This is a genomic window from Sphingobium sp. C100 (assembly GCF_000508185.1).
Classification (GTDB): Bacteria; Pseudomonadota; Alphaproteobacteria; order Sphingomonadales; family Sphingomonadaceae; genus Sphingobium.
Window position 1 is genome coordinate 1 of the sequence record NZ_AYOY01000214.1, and the last position, 16,641, is coordinate 16,641.

At 63.8% G+C, this 16,641-nt stretch carries 17 protein-coding genes, 1 pseudogene and 2 riboswitches; of the genes and pseudogenes, 13 read left to right on the forward strand and 5 right to left on the reverse strand.

Annotation, left to right across the window (positions count from 1 at the left end; genetic code table 11):
- The 4 genes and pseudogenes from C100_RS46825 to C100_RS46840 form a co-directional block, all read right to left on the reverse strand.
- Window positions 1-1,230, reverse strand: a pseudogene (locus C100_RS46825) (hypothetical protein); the annotation flags it as partial.
- Between the two features lie 232 nt (window positions 1,231-1,462).
- Window positions 1,463-2,713 (reverse strand): type II toxin-antitoxin system HipA family toxin, encoded by a 1,251-nt coding sequence (locus tag C100_RS46830; protein WP_024022122.1) that lies wholly within the window; start codon window positions 2,711-2,713, stop codon window positions 1,463-1,465.
- Complete coding sequence (locus C100_RS46835; RefSeq protein ID WP_024022123.1) at window positions 2,710-3,036, reverse strand: helix-turn-helix domain-containing protein; 327 nt, start codon at window positions 3,034-3,036, stop codon at window positions 2,710-2,712. Before C100_RS46835 ends, C100_RS46830 begins: the two co-directional genes overlap by 4 nt.
- Window positions 3,037-3,291: 255 nt before the next feature.
- Window positions 3,292-3,489, reverse strand: a complete 198-nt coding sequence (locus C100_RS46840) for a hypothetical protein (protein WP_152536546.1) — start codon at window positions 3,487-3,489, stop codon at window positions 3,292-3,294.
- Window positions 3,490-3,565: 76 nt separating this feature from the next.
- On the opposite strand from C100_RS46840, the gene C100_RS46845 reads away from it, so the two are divergent.
- From C100_RS46845 to cobO, 4 genes are all read left to right on the forward strand, one after another.
- A complete protein-coding gene (locus C100_RS46845; protein ID WP_024022125.1) occupies window positions 3,566-5,659 on the forward strand; it encodes a TonB-dependent siderophore receptor in 2,094 nt (697 codons plus the stop codon).
- Between the two features lie 22 nt (window positions 5,660-5,681).
- Window positions 5,682-6,314, forward strand: coding sequence for a nickel uptake transporter family protein (locus C100_RS46850; RefSeq protein WP_024022126.1), 633 nt, complete (start codon window positions 5,682-5,684; stop codon window positions 6,312-6,314).
- A 123-nt stretch (window positions 6,315-6,437) separates the two neighbouring features.
- A riboswitch (cobalamin riboswitch) is annotated at window positions 6,438-6,659 on the forward strand.
- A gap of 94 nt (window positions 6,660-6,753) precedes the next feature.
- Window positions 6,754-6,957 (forward strand): hypothetical protein, encoded by a 204-nt coding sequence (locus C100_RS48490; RefSeq protein WP_152536547.1) that lies wholly within the window; start codon window positions 6,754-6,756, stop codon window positions 6,955-6,957.
- The gene (gene cobO / locus C100_RS46855) at window positions 6,954-7,562 is read left to right on the forward strand and encodes a cob(I)yrinic acid a,c-diamide adenosyltransferase (protein WP_024022127.1); all 609 of its coding nucleotides are present in this window, start codon (window positions 6,954-6,956) and stop codon (window positions 7,560-7,562) included. Before C100_RS48490 ends, cobO begins: the two co-directional genes overlap by 4 nt.
- Here the strand turns inward: cobO and C100_RS46860 are convergent.
- Window positions 7,559-8,452: an ABC transporter substrate-binding protein gene (locus C100_RS46860; protein WP_024022128.1), complete on the reverse strand. Its 894-nt coding sequence runs from the start codon at window positions 8,450-8,452 to the stop codon at window positions 7,559-7,561. The two genes, cobO and C100_RS46860, sit on opposite strands and share 4 nt — an antisense overlap.
- Before the next feature lie 53 nt (window positions 8,453-8,505).
- Between C100_RS46860 and C100_RS46865 the strand changes: the two genes are divergently transcribed.
- The 9 genes from C100_RS46865 to C100_RS46905 all read left to right on the forward strand — a co-directional run.
- Complete coding sequence (locus C100_RS46865) at window positions 8,506-9,498, forward strand: FecCD family ABC transporter permease (protein WP_442800338.1); 993 nt, start codon at window positions 8,506-8,508, stop codon at window positions 9,496-9,498.
- Window positions 9,492-10,295: an ABC transporter ATP-binding protein gene (locus C100_RS46870; RefSeq protein WP_024022130.1), complete on the forward strand. Its 804-nt coding sequence runs from the start codon at window positions 9,492-9,494 to the stop codon at window positions 10,293-10,295. The genes C100_RS46865 and C100_RS46870 overlap by 7 nt, the downstream gene beginning before the upstream one ends.
- Before the next feature lie 21 nt (window positions 10,296-10,316).
- A riboswitch (cobalamin riboswitch) is annotated at window positions 10,317-10,501 on the forward strand.
- 176 nt (window positions 10,502-10,677) lie between these two features.
- A complete protein-coding gene (locus tag C100_RS46875) occupies window positions 10,678-12,591 on the forward strand; it encodes a TonB-dependent receptor plug domain-containing protein (protein ID WP_024022131.1) in 1,914 nt (637 codons plus the stop codon).
- Window position 12,592: 1 nt separating this feature from the next.
- Window positions 12,593-12,994, forward strand: a complete 402-nt coding sequence (locus C100_RS46880) for a DUF1636 domain-containing protein (protein ID WP_031310389.1) — start codon at window positions 12,593-12,595, stop codon at window positions 12,992-12,994.
- On the forward strand, window positions 12,991-14,007 hold the full coding sequence (gene cobT / locus C100_RS46885) for a nicotinate-nucleotide--dimethylbenzimidazole phosphoribosyltransferase (RefSeq protein WP_024022133.1): 1,017 nt from the start codon (window positions 12,991-12,993) through the stop codon (window positions 14,005-14,007). Before C100_RS46880 ends, cobT begins: the two co-directional genes overlap by 4 nt.
- 8 nt (window positions 14,008-14,015) lie before the next feature.
- Window positions 14,016-14,573, forward strand: a complete 558-nt coding sequence (locus C100_RS46890; protein ID WP_037531510.1) for a histidine phosphatase family protein — start codon at window positions 14,016-14,018, stop codon at window positions 14,571-14,573.
- Window positions 14,570-15,292 carry an adenosylcobinamide-GDP ribazoletransferase gene (gene cobS, locus C100_RS46895; protein ID WP_024022135.1) on the forward strand — a complete coding sequence of 241 codons (723 nt, stop codon included), beginning with the start codon at window positions 14,570-14,572 and terminating at the stop codon, window positions 15,290-15,292. The genes C100_RS46890 and cobS overlap by 4 nt, the downstream gene beginning before the upstream one ends.
- Window positions 15,289-16,269: an aminotransferase class I/II-fold pyridoxal phosphate-dependent enzyme gene (locus tag C100_RS46900; protein WP_024022136.1), complete on the forward strand. Its 981-nt coding sequence runs from the start codon at window positions 15,289-15,291 to the stop codon at window positions 16,267-16,269. The genes cobS and C100_RS46900 overlap by 4 nt, the downstream gene beginning before the upstream one ends.
- The coding region (locus tag C100_RS46905; RefSeq protein WP_031310390.1) for a cobalamin biosynthesis protein at window positions 16,262-16,641 on the forward strand (380 nt) is incomplete at its 3' end. The genes C100_RS46900 and C100_RS46905, both read left to right, overlap by 8 nt.

A 16,641-nucleotide genomic window follows, 5' to 3' on the forward strand; every position in this document is an offset into this window, starting at 1 on the left:
AGCCCCAATCAGAGAAGACTCAAAGGGATCGCGATGCACCTTTGCGACCCGTTGCAACTCCCGGGCGCGAACCATGCCATGATGATAAAAGGCATCGCAGGTTGCGTTCCAATCCGCCTTCGCGGCATCGATGTCTTCGGATGAAAGCAGTCCGGCTATAGGCTTCAAGCGCGAAGCCAGATCGGGACGCTGGCGAAGCCAGCCGGTATCGGCGCGCGAAAGGGCAAGGGCCAGCTGGATCATATTGACTTCCCAAATGGTATAGAAGCCGCGCCGGCGCTCACGCCATCTGACATACCAGTCCCACACCGCCGGGAAGACGAGCATGGCCATGGTCATCTTGCTCGGCGGTACTCCCAGACCGGCAACCGGCCCGTCTGGCGAGGCAGCCAGCGATCCGAACAAGAGGCCGAGGTGGTCGACTTTCTGCAGTGCTGTACGCTCGTTCCATACGCCGTTACGCTGATAGCCAATTTCGGTCAGCGTCGCGGTCTTGAATTGGATCAGGTGCGCCACTTCCTCGGCCAAGGCGCGAGGAGCCCGCCTGTTCGCCGCGGCGAGTTCAATTTCGACATCGTCAAGATTGTCCTCCCCTTCCCTCTCCTCCTCCAATTCCGCGGGCACGTAAGGTTGAATGTGGTCCAGATCCACGAAACGAATTGCATAACGCTGCCGCATCGCCAGTCTCTGATAGCGCCGATAATCCGTCGCACCCGAGATGATGACCCGCTGCACCCAGTCCAATATCTCTCGGCGCTCTTTGAGGGAGCGACGGTCGAAATCAGCGGGCAAATGCCAGGCAAATCGCCGCCGCTGCGCCGAGGTCATATCACCCAGTTTCAGACGGCCATCCGCCGCCCGACCGGTATGCGGCAGCTTCGAGGCAAAATAGCCCACAGGAAGTCCATAACGCTTCTCGACACGACCAAGGATCTCCAGGCTAGAGACGGAGCGTGGCACTTTGGTTCCAGCGACCCAACGAACGATCGTCTTGCGATCGATGCGATCCTTGGGACCAACTATAGCCTTGTGCAGATGCCACGCCGTGTCGCCGTGACGTTCGATACGCAGGGCCAGCACTTCATGAAAGACGGGAGTATCAGCCCAAACGGTGGACTTCGCCTCAGGAAATTCGATGATGGTCCGTGGCTTTGGGCCCCGCTTTCCCACGGCCTTGGACGGAATAGGTTTTGTTACTGAAATACGCTTGCGACGAGTCTTCAACGGCATGAAAAAGAGCATTCCTGCAATGGCTTAGCAAAGGGGAGCGCGGCTCCATACAGGATCGAGAACGTTACGGAAGAGGTTTTATCATGGCCAACGAAGCCCTAGGGGCGAGACGATGAGCCCAACGCTGTTAAGCGCAGACTGCCCCCTCTAAAATTCTTCCCGATCGGTAAGATTGTTGGTTACAGCAGCGTCCCAGCCGTGCTTTCTTCCCGTTCGGGAAGATATTTTCGCCTCAGCCGAACGCTTTGTCGATGTATCTGAGACGCTCGGTAATCTCGTCACGCGAAACGCTGATGCCCAACTCTTCAGCATGCCGCGGCCATTCGGCTATGCTGCCACAAACAGCGTCGATCATTTGAGACATTTGCGTTTCCGAAAAACCATGCCGCTTGGCCAGACGCAGGGCATGGGCACGGGTCGGTACACGCCCCTCCCCTTCGATGGCCAAGTAATGCTCACCGCCGGGACCGCTTGAGAAGGTGAGATCATAGGCAGGCGCCAGATGCCACTGGTCATCGGCGTCAAGCAGAAATGCATGCTGGCGGGTATGATCATCCCGGTTATACGCAAGGATATTGAACAGCATGCGTCGGAAAGCCTGTTCCAAATCTCCAGCATGCCGCGTTATGCCATGCACCGCGCGAAGAAAGCCATCATAGTCGATGCTCGGCATATGCGACGGTGCTTCCACGGCTCCCGCCAGAGATACCATATGCAGGCGTCGTCCCGGTTTCGGCCTGTCGAAACGCTGCGTGGCGAAATAGCCGGGGCCATCCTTAGCTGGCAAAAGGCGTGACGATGCCATGATGATACCCGCCGACCGAGCCATACGGGCATAAGCCTCCTCGACCGCCCCGATATCTACAGGATCCGTCAGCGCGCGGAATTTGACGATCCAGCTTTCAAAGCCGGCAGCCAGTTCTCCCTCCGCTACACAAATCTCACCACTTGGCGAAAAGCCGATATGGATTTTTGGACGCGCACCGCCAGAGGCACCCGCGAGCGCGGCAAGCGTCTCAGCCAATCTCCCCTCATCGCCCAACAGGATCGAACGCGCCTCGGCGGCAAGCTCATCCAGATCGAGCGTTTGCACGTCTTCGGCAGGGGTTGTGGCCGGCTCATAGACAAGCGCGCCGCGGCCCTGCCGCCCAACAAGAGCGAGACGGTCGATCCCGGTCAGGTCGTCCCATCGGACACCGAGTTTGGCCAACCGCCGCTTCATCACCAGGGCGCCCCACCCCTCCGGCAGACTGTCGGCCAGGAATCCGTGGAGGCTATCGAAATCGGCAGTACGGGCCTCATGCAGCCCCGGTTCGAGCGGGTAGAGAGCAGGCGCGATAGGTCGTCCTCTCGCCACGATCTTCGGCGACCATTCGAGTTGCGCCCGCCTTCCGGCTAGGGCCAGGCGACCCACAGGCTGCACAGCCTCGGCTTCGTTGGGCCATAGCCCTATCTGCAAAGGCGCGCCGGGCGTCAGTTTCATTTCGGACGCCGCGGGGATCGAAGCCGCTTGGACGCACTTCCCGCTTCTCGTTGCTGGCGCTCAAGCAGCGCATCCATAGTCATGGCTGCGGGCTCGGGGAAAAGTGTTTTCAAATCCTGTTCGCATCGCAACGCGATCGCAGCGCGAACGAGATCATCGATCGAGGCTTTGCCTTCGGTTTCCATCCGGCGCCATGTACGGTACGCTACGCCCGCGCGTTCAGCGGCCTCGGCCTGGCTCCACCCCATCCCCAAGCGGCGTGTACGGACGCGAACTCCAATTGCCGCCGCGACTTCGGAGGGTGTTTCAAACATCGTCCTCATATGGACATATTTGGCAAAAATTCAACTTAATTGTCCATATATGGACCAAATTTATGCATGGGCGCAGATCGCCCCTTTGATTTTTGACAACGCCCACGCTGGCTGAATAAAGGGACACATTCCACACAAAATAGCGTGGTCGATGAAGACAGATCGGCTATCTGGGGGTTAGAAGAGCGCACAGAAAACACCAACGAGAACAAATACAGAAAATATAATAAAATCAATAACTTAAATGGACCCTCTTGCTCTTAATCAGCGGGTCCTAGGTTCGAGCCCTAAAAAAAGTGCGTCCACCATTTCCCCTCGCCGGAATTTCCCCAGCAGCGGCTTGATGCATGTCGCCTGCAAGGCCTCGCGTTGCGGTTGCCGTGCGACACCGTTGCGTATTTGCTCGAGCGCTTCAAGCGGGTGGCAGCGGCGTTGAAGCCTGCTTGGCATCTTGCCGATCATATTCACCATGCTCCTGCTGTTGCAACCTACTATCAATAGCGCTATTCGTCCCCAAGATGAAAATTTGGGGGATTACATGACAGCTTGCCGGATTTGTTCACTGGCCGGAGTTGCGCTGCTCGCGCTTTGCCATACCGCTGCCTGGGCCGGTGACGGCGCTGATGCCGACGGACCGTCCGATAACGCGGCCGATCCTGCCGACACCATCCTCGTCACGGCCACGCAATATGCGGGGACCAAAACCGACACGCCGCTGATCGAAACGCCGCAGCCCATTTCCGTCATCAGCGCCGAACAATATCTGTCGCAGGGCGCAATCAACATCAGCGATACCGTTAAATATGCCGCTGGCGTGCTCGCCAGCCCCTACGGCCGCGACACGCGCGTTGACGGTTTTACCGTGCGCGGCATCGATGCGCTTCAGTTCCGCGACGGCATGCGCGACATCTTCTCTTATTACGCCAGCATCACGTCCGACCCCTATAATTTCTCGCGCGTCGAAATCGTGCGCGGCCCGGCATCGGTGCTGTTCGGCCAGGGATCGATAGGCGGCCTCGTCAATCTCGTTACCAAAACGCCCGAATTCCGCACCGGGGGCGAGGTCAACCTCGTCTATGGCAGCTATGACCGCAAGGAAGCGATGGCGGACCTGAACGTCGCGCTGACCGATACGCTGGCGGTTCGCGGCGTCGCCCGTGTCCGCGACGCGGATACCTATGTCGACCATGTGCCCGACGACCGGGTGATGTTCGCGCCGTCGATCCGCTGGCAACCAACCCCGGACACCGACATCGTGCTCACCGGCCTCTATCAGGAGGATGACAGTGGATCGACGTCGCAGTTCCTGCCGATCGTGGGCACCTTTCAGCCCAACACCGCCTATCCCGCCGGCAAGCTGGACCGCTATACATTTGTAGGGAAGCCCGGTTGGGATCGCTATGCCGGTCGCTCCCTTCAGGGCGGCGGGTCCATCACCCATAATTTTTCGGACAATGTCCGGCTCAGCCTCAAGGCGCGCTATATCGACAGCGACCTGGACTATTATTCGCGCTACGCCGACAGCTATAGCAATCCGACCGACCCCTTTGCCGTATACGGAACGGACGGTCGCACCATCGGTGTGACGATCGGCGCCAGCAAGGCGCGGATGAACGTCTTTTCGACCGACAACAACCTCCTGCTCTCTTTCAACACCGGGGCCAATGTCGAACATGAGCTGCTGGTGGGCATCGACTATAGCTGGAACAAGGTGGGCAAGATCAATGTCTATGACAGCGAAGTCATCGACCTCTACGACATCGACTATGCGGCGCTGAAGGCGGTCGAGGCCACCGGCCCCTACAGCTATGACAGCCAGAAGCAACTGGGCGTCTATGTCCAGGATCAGATCCGCTTTTTCGACCGTGTCTCCGTAGTGCTCGGCGCGCGGCGTGACCATGTGACCAGTTCGGCGGGCAATGAAGACAATGCAACCACCTTTCGCGCCGGCATCATCGGCGAACTGGGCGCCGGCTTCTCGCCCTTCTTCAGCTATACCGAGAGCTTCCTGCCGGTCGCGGGTTCGATCACCAATGCCGATGGCAGCGTGGGCGATCCCTTTCGCCCGCGGACCGGAACGCAGTTCGAAGCGGGCGTGAAGTGGCAGCCGGAAGGACACACGATGGTCACCGTCACCGCCTTCCACATCAAGGAGCGCAACCGCGTCCTCTATTTGCCCAATGGCGCTACGACCCAGTCCGGCGAACTCACCACCAAGGGGGTGGAGGTTGAGGCGAACCACACATTGCCCGATGGTTTCGAGTTGCTGGTCAACTATGGGTATAACAAGCTGACGTCCGAGGTGAACAGCAGCCTCAACTATATGCCGCGCCATATCGCATCGATCTGGTCGACCAAGAGCTTCGGCATGACCGACGGCGCGCAACTGCGCCTCGGCGCGGGCGTGGTCTATTCCGGCAAACGAAAGTCGAGCAGCGCGATCTGGACCATCACGACGCCATCCTACACCACCGTTGACGCGCTGGCTGAGGTCGAGTGGAACAACTGGCGCTTCGCGATAAACGCGACCAACCTGCTCAACAACCAATATTATGCGTCCTGCCTGGCGCGCGGCGATTGTTTCATGGGAGCGCCGCGCAATGTGATGGGCACGGTCGGCTTCCGCTTCTGACGGGCATATGAGGAGAGAGAGCATGAAGACATTATCCGTTGCGCTGCTGGCGCTACTCAGCGTCCCTACGCTCGCGCAGGCGCATGAAATCTGGGTCGAGCGCGACGGCGCCGGTCCCGCCCGCATCTATCTGGGCGAACCGGGCGACCCGCTGCCCGAAGGCGGCGACCCCGAGTTCGAGAAGCTGAAGGCGCCGCGCATTGTGCCTGCAAGCCAGGCGCCACAGGCCCGCAAGGCCGGTTATATCGAAGTGGCGGTCCCCGCGGGCGACGTGCGCGTCATCGACGACAGCGTGTTCGAACCCTGGGGCGAGGACGGGAAGAAGGAAGGCGTCATCTATTATGCCCGCGCTGGCCGGAGCGAGACCAGGGCGGCGCTACCGCTGGAAATCGTGCCAACCGCACCGGGAGCGGACAGCTTCACGCTCATCCGCGATGGCAAGCCGGTGCCCGACGCCAAGATTCTCGCAATCTCACCCGACAAATGGTCCAAGAGCTTCCAGACCGACGCGCAGGGCCGCGTCACGCTGCCGCTGAACGACAAGGGCCGCTATATTCTGAGCGCGACGCAGGAGGAGAAGGGCGACCTCACATTGCACGGGGCGCCGGTCGCGACCCTCTACCACATGGCGACGATCAGCTTCGTCAACGACTGATATATGGGCAAATCGCCGGCGCTTTCCTGTCCCGGCGATTTACATTTCCGCCCCGCCCGACCGGGCGAAAGCCATTTGCGAAACGATGGCGGCGCGCTATGGAACATGCGCGGCATCGCAAGATGTCCGCATGATCGCGCCGGTGCCTCGCAAGGGGCTTAATAGGGAACATGGTGCGACCGCCCGCAAGGTGGTCAAATCCAGGGCTGTCCCTGCAACTGTAAGCGGTGAGCGTGACGCACGGGTTCCGGGCCAGACCGGAACAGCCACTGGGCATTGTCCGGGAAGGTGTGCGTCAGGCGTCGACCCGTGAGCCAGGAGACCTGCCGGTGTGGGTCGCTCATTGTTCCAGGTCCAGGGAGTGGCCGGGGCACGGAGATTGTCCGTCGAGCGACGACCAAGCGGCAGGGGCTGCTTTGGCGCAGGGAGTGCGGGCGTAGTGACGCCAGCCCGCATCCGCGCGCCGGTCGATCGCGTGCGTGCGCATCGGCAGGCCCCCGCCTTCGTTGCCGGCGCGTGGAGCGAACCTCCGATGAAGACGACCAAGACCATTTTCCTGCTTGCCGAGACGATGGCGGTTAATGTCGCCGATCGTCCACGACCGACGCCTGACCTCCCGGAAGCGGCAGGAGACAGGCGATGAAGCCGCGCACCGATGCCGAGCATCAGGAGAAGATGAAGAAGCTCAAGACCGCGCAGGACAGGAAGATCGCGTCGAAGACGGTCGAGAAAGGCCTGCTGATCGTCCACACCGGCACCGGCAAGGGAAAGACGTCGGCGGCGCTGGGCATGGTGGTCCGCGCGATCGGCCATGGCATGAAAGTGGGCGTGATCCAGTTTGTGAAGGGCGCGATGGCCACTGGCGAAAAGGCCGTGTTCGATCGCTTTCCCGACCTGGTGGAATTCAAACCGATGGGCGAAGGCTTCACCTGGGACACGCAGGACCGTGCGCGCGACATCGCGGTGGCCCGCGAAGCCTGGGAAGAGGTCAAGCGCATGATCGCCGATCCATCCTATCGCATGGTGGTGGCCGATGAACTCAACATCGTACTGCGCTATGAATATCTGCCGCTGGACGAAGTGCTGGAGGTGTTGGCGGCCAAGCCCGTCATGACCCATGTCATCGTCACCGGACGCAATGCGCCGCCCGCCCTGATCGAAGCCGCCGACCTGGTGACCGACATGACCCAGGTGAAGCACCCGTTTCGAGAGCAGAATGTGAAGGCGCAGCCGGGGATCGAATTCTAGCGATGCCCGGCGTCGAACCGCGCAATTTGCTGCGCCATCCCGCGCGCCGCGCGCGCATAGGCCGCGCTGCCGCAAACCGTCCATGCCTGCGGAATGCTGATGCGCGGAATGTCGCGCAGCGCAGGATGGTGCAACATTTCGCTGCCCTGGTCCGTCACCTTGTCGGTCGCGCTTTCCACGATCAGGAAGTCGGGCCGGGCCGCCACCATTTCCTCCAGGCTGACCTGCGCGAGCGCTGGCTTGCCCAGTTTCGCGGCCAGGTTGACCAGTCCCATGCGATGCATCAGGTCGTCCACCAGGGTGCCGGTGCCGGTCATGTAGCCGCGCCGCTGATAATAGGCCGCGACGCGCCCCCGGCCCAGTTGCGCTATGCCGGCCAGGTCGCGCTGCATGTGCGCGACCATGGCGTCGCCCCGCGCCTTATGCCCCACCGCCGCGGCCGTCTCGTGGATCGAGGCGTAGATATCGTCCAGCCGGTCCGCGCTCTTGAGGTCGAGCGTTCGATAATGTTCATCCTTCAGTACGGCGAGCGCGGCGCTGCGTCCGGCCGGCATTCCGACGACCAGATCGGGATTGATGGCCAATATCTGCTCGGCCGAACTGGTAAGCATCGGCAACCCGCGCGCGCGCGCCGCTTCGCCCGACATTGCCGGGTCAGCCGCATTGCGCGTCAGCCCGGCGATCTGCGCCCGGTCGGCCAGCGCCAGCACAAGTTGATCCGCGCACAGGTTGAGCGACACGATGCGGCGGGGCCTGCCCGGCGCCGAACTGACCTGCGCGGAACTGGCCTGCGCAGCGTCGGCTGGACGGGATGCGCTCGCCCAGAGCATGGCCCCGCCAGCGGCGGCGAGACAGAAACAGGCGGACAGAAGAAGGGCCTTGCGCGTCATGGCCCTTCCCATAACTACCCGCGCCGGTCTGGCAAATGGATATGATGACCGACATGATACGAAAGCGCATCCTGCTGTTGTCCAGCCTGGCGGGCATCGCCGTCACGGCGGCGATCGGCTCCCTGCTGCTCGGCCCGGTACATATCCCGGTCGGACATATCCTTGCCGCGCTGGCCGGCCATGGCGACCGGGTGACGGACGCGATCCTGTTCGACCTGCGCCTTCCCCGCACGCTGATCGGCCTGGCAGTCGGGGCCATGCTGGGCGTGGCGGGGGCATCGTTGCAGGGCTATTTGCGCAATCCGCTCGCGGAGCCGTCGGTGCTCGGCACGTCCAGCGCCGCGGCGCTTGGCGCCGTTGGCGCCATCTATTTCGGCTTTGCGCAGATCCATCCGGCGATGTTGCCGCTCCTGTCGATCGGCGGAGCGTGCCTGTCGCTATTGCTGCTTTTCTTCCTGGCGGGCCGGTCGGAAAGTTCGTTGACGCTGATCCTCGCGGGGATCGCGGTGGCGACGCTGGCGCAGGCGGGAATCAGCCTGGCGCTCAATCTGTCGCCCAATCCTTTCGCGGCCATGGAGATCATGACCTGGCTGCTTGGCAGCCTGGAAAACCGGTCCTTCGATCACCTCTGGATCGCCCTGCCCTGCGTCGCGGTCGGCATGGCGCTGCTGCTGTGGGACGGGCGATCGCTGGACGCGCTGACCCTGGGCGAAGACGGGGCGCAGGCGTTGGGCGTCGATCTGGGTCGCACGCGCCTGCGGCTGATGCTGGGCACGGCGATCGGCGTCGGGGGCGCGGTGGCGGTGTCGGGGACGATCGGCTTCATTGGCTTGATCGTGCCGCATCTGTTGCGCCCGCTGACGGATCGCAGTCCTTCGGCCATCCTGCTGCCCGCGGCTTTTGGCGGCGCGGCGCTACTGACATTGGCCGACATCGCCGTGCGACTGATCGACACGAAGAACGAACTCAAGCTTGGTGTGGTCACGGCGTTCCTGGGCATACCCATCTTCCTGGTGCATCTGATGCGGGAGCGACGGCTATGGTGATGCTCGAATTGCAGCAGGTCGGCGTGACGCTGGGCCGTCGATCGGTGCTCGACGGGATCGACGCCGCCTTTCGCGCCGGAACGCTGGTCGGTATCGTCGGTCCCAACGGCGCAGGCAAATCGACGCTGGCGCGCGCGATGCTGGCGCTGGTGCCATCACAGGGCCGCATCATGATCGATGGCATGACGATCGGCGCGATGCGCCGCGCTGATCTCGCCCGCCGCATTGCCTATCTGCCCCAAGGCCAGACGCTGCACTGGCCGCTGACGGTCGAGCGGCTCGTCAGCCTGGGGCGCTTGCCCCATCTTGGCCCCATGTCACGTCTGGAACCGGTTGACGCCGAGGCGATCGAGCGCGCGATGGCGCGGGCCGACGTGCACGACCTGCGGGACCGGATCGCCACGGAATTATCCGGCGGCGAGCGCGCGCGCGTACTGTTGGCGCGGGCGCTTGCAGTCGAAGCGCCCGCGCTGATCGCGGACGAACCGCTCGCCAGCCTGGACCCCGGCCACCAGATCGACGTCATGGACCTGCTGCGCGATCAGGCCCATGCCGGCGCGCTGGTCATCGCGGTGCTGCATGACCTCACCATGGCCGCGCGCTATTGCGACCGGCTGTTGCTGATCGACCATGGCCGACTGGTCGCGGACGGCGCGGCGCAGACGGTGCTGACGCCGGAAAATCTGCGCACCGTCTATGGCATCGACGCGCAGGTGCGGCTGGATGGAAGCTGGCCCACGATCACGACGCTCGGCCGCCACCGCGATAATGCGACCGCGATTCATCGCCGCGATTGACCGGTCCATCGGAATCGATGTAACGCCCGCGACGCGACAGGTTCCCCGGAGACGGGGATGAAGATGGGAACGGGTAAAACCCGGCTGCCCCTGCAACTGTATGCGGTGAGCCATCGGCCATATGCCATTGGGAAGCGATTCCCGAGAAGGCGGCCGACCGGCGCTGATCCGCAAGCCAGGAGACCTGCCTGTCGTCGTCGTCTTTCGCGCGGACAGGGTGAGCCGAGCGAACGGGGGTAAACCCGAACGACGACAGGAAGCGCCGTGCTTTGCGCGGGCTGATGTCGTGCGCCCTCGACTGGTCGCGGCATCGCCCGTGTACGCGCGGCAATGTCGAAAAAGGGTTATCATGTCCAAGTTGCTATTTCAAAATTCCCTCGCAATGGCCGCGTTGGGCCTGTCCGCGCCTGTTCTTGCCCAGGTGGAACCAGCCGACGCCGATGCCGAAAGCGGCATCGTCGTCACCGCGACCCGCACGCCCACGCCCCTGGAGGAAGTGCCCTCCTCCATCACCGTCCTCGACAAGGCGGCGATCGACCGGGCGCAGGATATAGGCGCGGCTGAATTGCTGCTGCGCACGCCGGGCATCAGCATATCGCGCAATGGCGGCTATGGCACCGCAACCTCGCTTCGCATTCGCGGGGCGGAAACGGACCAGACCGTGGTCGTGATCGACGGGGTGAAACTCAATGATCCGTCATCGACAGGCGGCGGCTATAATTTTGCGAACCTGTTGATCGGCGACGCGCAGCAGATCGAGGTTCTGCGCGGCCCGCAGTCCATCCTCTGGGGCAGCCAGGCGATCGGCGGTGTCGTGAACATCGTCACCGCTTCGCCGCAAAAGGCGATAGAGGGCAGTTTCGACATCGAGGCGGGATCGCGTGAAACGGTCAGCGCCCGCGCGGCGCTTGGCGGCGTCACCGGTCCGCTCAGTTGGCGTATCGGCGGCCAGTCCTTCACGACCGAAGGCATCTCCGCCATCGCCCCGGCCTTTGGCGGCAAGGAAGCGGACGGCTATCAGAACCGCAATGTCGCGGGCCGGGCGGAACTGGCGCTGGGCGCCAATGCCAGCATCGACCTGCGCGGCTATTACTCCTCTGGCCGAGTGGAAATCGACGGGTTCAGCGGCGATGCGGCGGACTATAGCCATAATCGCGAATTTGTCGGCTACGCCGGATTGAACTTCGCCCTGCTCGACGGACGGCTGCGCAACCGCATCGCCTACAGCTACACCGACACCGATCGCGACAGCTACGGACCGGATCGCGACCGACCGCTCAGCTTCGAAGCGGCGGGGGAAAATCGCCGCTGGGAATATCAGGGCATATTCGACCTGTCGCAGCAGATAGCTGTCAATTTCGGTGTCGAGAATGAACGGTCCGAGTTCAAGAGCCGGTCGCCATCCGCGTCCCTCGATACGCCCCTGCCCGACTTCATCACCGGCAGGGCGGAGATCAGCAGCATCTACGGGCAATTGACCGTGCGTCCGGTCGAAGGTCTGACGATCAACGGCGGGGTGCGCCATGACGACCATAATCGCTATGGCGGCCGCACCCTTTTCGCCGCCGGCGGCGTCTGGGAACTGCCGACCGGAACGACCGTGCGCGCCAGCTATGGCGAAGGGTTCAAGGCCCCGTCCCTCTATCAACTGTTCAGCGAATATGGGAATGTCACGCTCAACCCGGAACGCGCCGACGGATGGGAAGCCGGCGTCGAGCAGGCAATGTTCGGTCGCCTGTTCACCATTGGCGCGACCTATTTCCAGCGCACCACCACCAACCAGATAATCTACAATAGCTGCTCGACGGGCACCACCGATCCGCTCTGCACTGTTCCCGGCACCGACACGGAGCGCTATGGCTATTATCTCAATGTCGCGCGCGCCAAGACGCATGGCATCGAAGCGGTGGCGGCGCTGAACCTCGGCGGCTTCACGCTTGATGGCAACTATAGCTGGACCGTGGCGGAGGATCGGTCGGAAGGAACCGTCAATGAAGGCAACTGGCTGCCCCGCCGCCCCCGGCACAGCGCCAATGCGTCGCTTTCCTATGATTTCGCGTTCGGTCTGACGTTGGGATCGGCGGTGCGCTGGTCGGGCAAAAGCTATGACAATGCCAGCAACGCGACGCGGCTCGACGACTATACGCTGGTCGACCTGCGCGCCGAATATGCGATCAGCGATACGCTGCGCCTGTTCGCACGGGCGGAAAATATCTTCGACGAGCATTATATGACCGCCTATCGCTACGGCACGCTGGGTCGCAGCATCTATGCCGGCGTGCGAGGACGCTTCTGACATGTTGAGCCGGGTCGATGACGGTCCCGCCATCGTGGCGTGCAGCACGTGCCGCCGCCCCGGCGGCGACGACGGGACAGGCGTGCGCGACGGCGCCCGCCTGATCGCGGCGCTGGAACGGGTGCGCGCCAGCGACCCGGCTTATGCGGGCCTCGCTATCCAAGCGATGCCCTGCCTCTTCGCCTGTGGCGAAGCCTGCACCATTCACCTGCGCGCGCCGGACCGGATCGGCTATGTGCTGGGCCGCTTCGAACCCGACGAAGCATCGGCGCGCGCCATCCTCGATTATGCGCTTCATTATGCCGCCAGCGATGATGGCCGCGTGCCCTTTGCCTTGTGGCCACAGGGCGTAAAAGGGCATTTCATCGTCCGGACGCCTCCGCCAGGATTTATCGCTTCATGACCTGCTTCGCTTCCGCCGCCGCTTTCGAGGCCGCCCTGTCCGACCTGCGTCCGCCCGATGCCGACGCACGGGCGGACGCCGGCGCGCGTCAGGGACAATTGACCAAACCGCCCGGCTCGCTCGGCCGGCTGGAGGAGATCGCGATCTTCATGGCCGGCTGGCAGGGTCGCGCCCGGCCACGCATCGATCGGGGACAGGCGATCATTTTCGCCGGCAATCACGGCGTGACCGCGCATGGCGTCAGCGCCTTTCCCGCCAGCGTCACCGCACAGATGGTTGCCAATTTTCAGGTCGGTGGCGCTGCCATCAACGCGCTGACCGCGGCGGCCGGACTGGAACTCAAGGTCGTGGCGCTGGATCTGGAGCGGCCGACCGCCGATTTCACCACGGCGCCCGCGATGAACGCCGGGGAATGCCTCGCCGCGCTCAACGCCGGGGCGGCCAATGTCGCGGACGGACTGGACCTGCTCGTCCTGGGCGAAATGGGGATCGGTAATTCGACAGCGGCGGCAGCTTTGTGCGCGCGCAGCTTTGGCGAGGCGGCAACCGCCTGGACCGGCCCCGGCACGGGCATCGATGGCGAAGGCGTACAGCGCAAGATTGCAGTGATCGACCGCGCGCTGGCGGCGCATGGCGACGCCCCCCGGACGCCTTTCGAAACGCTGCGCCATGTCGGCGGTCGAGAGATTGCGGCGATCGCGGGGGCGATCGTGCGGGCGCGACAATTGGGCGTGCCAGTGGTGCTGGACGGCTTCATCTGCTGTTCGGCAGTCGCGCCGCTCGCCATCCAAAATCCGGCCATCACCGATCATTGTATCGCGGGTCATTGTTCGGTCGAACCGGGCCATGTCCGCCTTCTCGCGCGGCTGGGCCTCGACCCAATGCTGCACCTTGGGATGCGGCTGGGCGAAGGGAGCGGCGCGGCGGTGGCGGTCGGCGTCATCCGCGCCGCGCTGGCCGCGCATGACCAGATGGCGACCTTTGCCGAGGCGGCGGTGTCCCCGTCGCTGTGAGCAGCTTCATGCTCCATCTGCTCCGCCATGGCGCGCCGGTCGAACCCGGCCTGATGCTGGGCCGCACCGACATGGCGCCGACACCGGCGGGAATTGCGGACTGTCTTCGCCAGGCCCGGCAACTCGATGTCGCGCAACTCATCAGTTCGGACCTGCTCCGCGCGCGTGGCCCTGCACGCGCCATTGGCGAAGAGCTGGACCTTGAACCGGCCATCGATCCGCGTTGGCGGGAGCTGGATTTCGGCCAATGGGAGGGGAAGCCGGCCGCTGCGCTGGATCAGGATGCGCTGGCGCGTTTCTGGAATGATCCCGACAGCTTTCCGCCGCCCGACGGCGAGCGCTGGTCGGCGCTGGTCGCCCGCATATCGGCCGCTTTGACCGCGCTGACCCCGCAAGCGACCCTGATCGTCACCCATGGCGGGGCGATGCGCGCCGCGCTGCATCTGCTATGCGGTTTCGACCTGCCCAGGCTCTGGACGTTCGATCTGCCCTATGGCGCGCTATTGTCGCTACAGGTGTGGCCGGGAGCGGAGGCTTCAGCGCAGATCATGGAATTGCGGCGATGAAGCGACTGATCCTGGCCATCCAGTTTCTAACCCGGTTGCCGATGCCATCGGTCGCAGCCGGCGCAGATGATTTTGCGGCATCGATGCGCTGGTTTCCCGCGGTCGGCCTGATCATCGGCAGCCTCGTCGCGGCGGCAGCATGGGCTGGAGCCTTGATCGACCCCTGGATCGGCGCGCTGGCGGCGTTGGCGGCGTGGACGGGAGTGACAGGCGCGCTCCATCTCGACGGGCTGGGCGACATCGCCGATGCAAGCGGCGCGGCGCATAAGGACAAGGCGCAACTGGCCGCCGTGCTGCATGATCCGCATGTCGGCAGTTTCGGCGCGGTCGCCATCACCCTGCAACTGATCGCCAAGCTGGTCCTGCTCCATGCGCTGGTCGAATCCGATGCCTATGTTGCGCTTACCCTGATCGCCTTTGCCGCGCGCATGGGGCCGCTGGTGTGGACCGTTTGCCTGCCCAGTCTCCACGACGGTCTGGGCGCGCGTTTCCGGCAGGCTGTCCGCCCGCGCGACCTCATATTGTGGGCAGGGCTATTAGCGGCCGCCGCCTTGCTGCTGTCGCCTTCGTTGTCGGGTTCGCCGGTTATCATCTTCCTCTGGGCGCTCTGGTTGCGGCGGCGCATCGGCGGCATTTCCGGCGACGGCCATGGCGCCGGCATCGAAATCAGCGAGACCTGGCTGCTGCTGGCGGCCGTGATCTGGAGCCGGATGACATGAGCGCGGCCTGGCACTGGCATGGCGGCGCACTTGACGCGGCGAAAGCGCATTTCGGGACCGGCGGCCAGCCATGGCTTGACCTTTCGACCGGCATCAATCCCAGCCCCTGGCCTGACGCCGGTCTGATGCCCATCGATTGGCAGCGCCTGCCGGAACGTTCGGCGCTTGAGGCGCTGGAGGCGGCGGCGGCCGATTATTTCGGTCTCGCCCCACGCCATGTCTGCGCGGTGCCGGGCACGGAGATCGGGATGCGCCTGATCGGCGGAATGATCGGCGGGCCAGCCCGTCATGTCGCGCCCGGCTATCGCACCCATGGCGAAATGATCGCGGGCAGCGTGCCCGTGGGCTGGAGCGAGGCGATGGACACGAGCGGCACATTGATCCTTGCCAATCCCAATAATCCCGACGGCCGGCGAGTTCATTGCGACGATCTTGGCAAATTGCTGGCCCGCCGTGACGGGGATCGCTGGCTGCTGATGGACGAAGCCTTTGCCGACGCCGACCCGGCCGGGAGCATGGCTGATGCAGTGCGCGACGAACGGCCGCTCGTCATTTTCCGTTCCTTCGGCAAATTCTTTGGGTTGGCGGGCGTCAGGCTTGGCTTCGTCCTCGGGCCGGAGAAGCTTCTTACGTCTTTGCGGCAACTATTGGGGGCATGGCCGCTATCCGCCGCTGCCGTGGCGATCGGAACAGCCGCCTATCGCGATCGACGCTGGATCGCGGACACACGGACGCAGCTGCGCCGGTCGGCGGCAGCGCTGGACATCCTGCTGACCCGCCATGGCTATCGCCCCATGGGCGAGTGCGCCTTGTTCCGCCTGATCGAAACCCCTGATGCCGCCGCACTGTTCGAACGGCTGGCGTGTCAGGCCATATTGACCCGCCCCTTTTCCGGGCAGCCGCGCTGGTTGCGAATCGGGCTTCCACCCGATGCCGCGGCGCTCGACCGGCTGGACGCAACGCTCGGCCATGGCTGACCCGGTTGCGATCACCGCCCTGGCCATCGACGCCGCCTTGGGCTGGCCCGCCGCGCTTTATCGTCGCCTTGGTCATCCGGTGGGATTGTTCGCCCGCCTGATCGATGGCTGCGAAGCGGCATGGAACCGGCCGTCTTTCTCCTTCGCCAAGCGCCGGGCCTTGGGGTGCGCCGCCACCATCCTGCTCCTACTGATCGCGGGCGGAATTGCCGGCGCGCTGCAATGGCTCATGATGGCGTTGCTGGGCAGGAACTGCTGGATCGGGGTCGCCATTCTGGCCTGGCCCGCACTGGCGCAGCGCAGCTTGTTCGATCATGTCCGGCCGGTCGCGCGCGCGCTTGACGCGCAGAATGAACCGGCGGCCCGCCGCGC